Genomic DNA, 1,806 nt, shown 5'->3' with positions numbered 1-1,806 from the left:
GATCGGCACGCGCGGATGCTCACCCACGAGGACAAAGTCCGCGCCGACGAACCGCATCGCAATGGTGTGTTGCGGATAACCATTGCATGCACCGGAGTGGCGGCCGCACGCTTTCCTCTCTGCTTGCACGTCAAATCCCGCCACCTCGGTGATGCTTACCGTTATCCGACTCGGCACTCCGACCTTTGCCCAACTGGCACCCCGAATGAACTCCGCGACTCAAACGCTAATTCGATACACCGCACTTCCACTGTTCTTTCTCGTCGTGCATACGGTCGCTGTTGCTTGCTTTGCAATGACCGAGCCACCTGCGGCTGGTCCCAATTCCGATTCCGCTGCTATGGCTTGGGTACTCTGGGTCTACATTGACTTTCCGCTTGGCCTCGCCTCGCTATGGGCGATCTCGAACGCCGACTCAAATGCATTGGCCGTTCTGTCGGTATTGCTCATTGGGGGAATACAGTGGATACTCTGGGGCATCGCTGCTAACACCGTGATTGGATTGCTCCGCAGTTTCGTACGCTAATCCGCCCATATTGGCTTCCTGTGCTGGCGACGTCCCGTCGTGGTCTTCCGCTCGCGCGGTTCAATGCTCGCTGGCCGTCCGCCACGTAACCATAACCGCGGATAACCAAAGGATGCACCGGAGTACGGCTTGCGCGATTTTCCGTGATGGTTGACTTTTCCCTCCGTACCCGGTGATCCTAGACGTTATCCGACTGGGTGCAAGCCCTGCCTGCCAATGAACCCGTATGATTCATCAGAAGCGGCGTCCGTCCGCAAGATTTGCGCTCGCCCCTGGTTCAGTCACCGCGCTGGAACAATTGCTCTATTTACTCACTCGCTGCTTGTGCTTGCGACCGCAATATTGGTTCACGTCGGGCTCAAGCAATCACCCGAGATGATCGGTTTGTGGATGCTCTGGTACTGCTTGGACTTTCCTGTTTCGCTCGGTGCTGGCCCATTCGAGCAACTATTCGGCCAAACGATTGAATTCCACTCATTCTACGTTTTCGGCTTTTGCTTCTATTTCCTGATCCTTGGTGGATTGCAATACTATATCTTGGGTGCGTTCCTTGTTGGCTTGCACTTGCGGTTACGCTCGCCTGAATAGCCGGAAGTTACTGGCGATGCCTGGCGACTTGCGAATCGCGGATAACCATGGGATGCACCGGAGTACGGCTTGCGTGATTTTCCGTGATGGTTGACTTTTCTCTCCGTACCCGGTGATCCCGACCGTTATCCGACTGAAGCTCCCACTACGACAACACCACGCTCACCCTGAGTCTTCGCAATGGCCGACCCTGATATCACTGTGTTCACTATCGGTACGCAGCTCGACGAAACAATCCACATCCTGTTGCGATCCGGAACGTTTACTGGCGATGTTGACCTCCCTGACTTGCGGTTCAACACTGGGCTCGGGCATCCCGCATTAGACGGCGATATTTGTGTCGACGAAAATGGCGGCATGATGATTGCAGTACGACTTCCGGACCTGGATGGCAAACCTGGGACATTCGTTCTTGGCGACCGCACTTTTAATCTTGTCGCTGGTCGTTGCTTCCTCCTGACTAAAGACTATCAGGCAATCCAACTGCCACACGACGTACTCGAAGATGCCTATCGCCATGTTGGTGATAACGATTGATACGCCCGAACCAATACCCGTCACAATCGCGGATAACAAATAAGTCTTTGACATCGCGAGCTTGCGAGCCGATGTTCAAGGACTCGGTTCAAGTAGCCCGGCTATTCAGCCTTGGGATTTGCTTCGTCCGAGTGAAGATGACGACCTGAAGAAGG

3 protein-coding genes are annotated in these 1,806 nt (G+C 54.6%); all 3 read left to right on the top strand.

The window, feature by feature from the left end; all coding sequences use genetic code 11:
- The coding region (locus RC85_RS28790; RefSeq protein ID WP_238383244.1) for a hypothetical protein at window positions 1-369 on the top strand (369 nt) is incomplete at its 5' end.
- Between the two features lie 373 nt (window positions 370-742).
- On the top strand, window positions 743-1,114 hold the full coding sequence (locus RC85_RS28080; RefSeq protein ID WP_068267781.1) for a hypothetical protein: 372 nt from the start codon (window positions 743-745) through the stop codon (window positions 1,112-1,114).
- Window positions 1,115-1,294: 180 nt separating this feature from the next.
- Entirely contained in the window at window positions 1,295-1,651 is a 357-nt protein-coding gene (locus RC85_RS25625; RefSeq protein ID WP_068267780.1) for a hypothetical protein, read from the top strand.
- Window positions 1,652-1,806 lie beyond the last annotated feature (155 nt).

The sequence above is a fragment of the Rubripirellula obstinata genome, from assembly GCF_001642955.1.
Classification (GTDB): domain Bacteria; phylum Planctomycetota; class Planctomycetia; order Pirellulales; family Pirellulaceae; genus Rubripirellula; species Rubripirellula obstinata.
This window is presented reverse-complemented; position numbering and strand designations above follow the sequence as displayed.

Coding starts and splice junctions, on each gene's coding strand:
- RC85_RS28080 (WP_068267781.1), top strand. CDS start 743: ATGAACCCGTATGATTCATCAGAAGCGGCGTCCGTCCGCAAGATTTGC.
- RC85_RS25625 (WP_068267780.1), top strand. CDS start 1,295: ATGGCCGACCCTGATATCACTGTGTTCACTATCGGTACGCAGCTCGAC.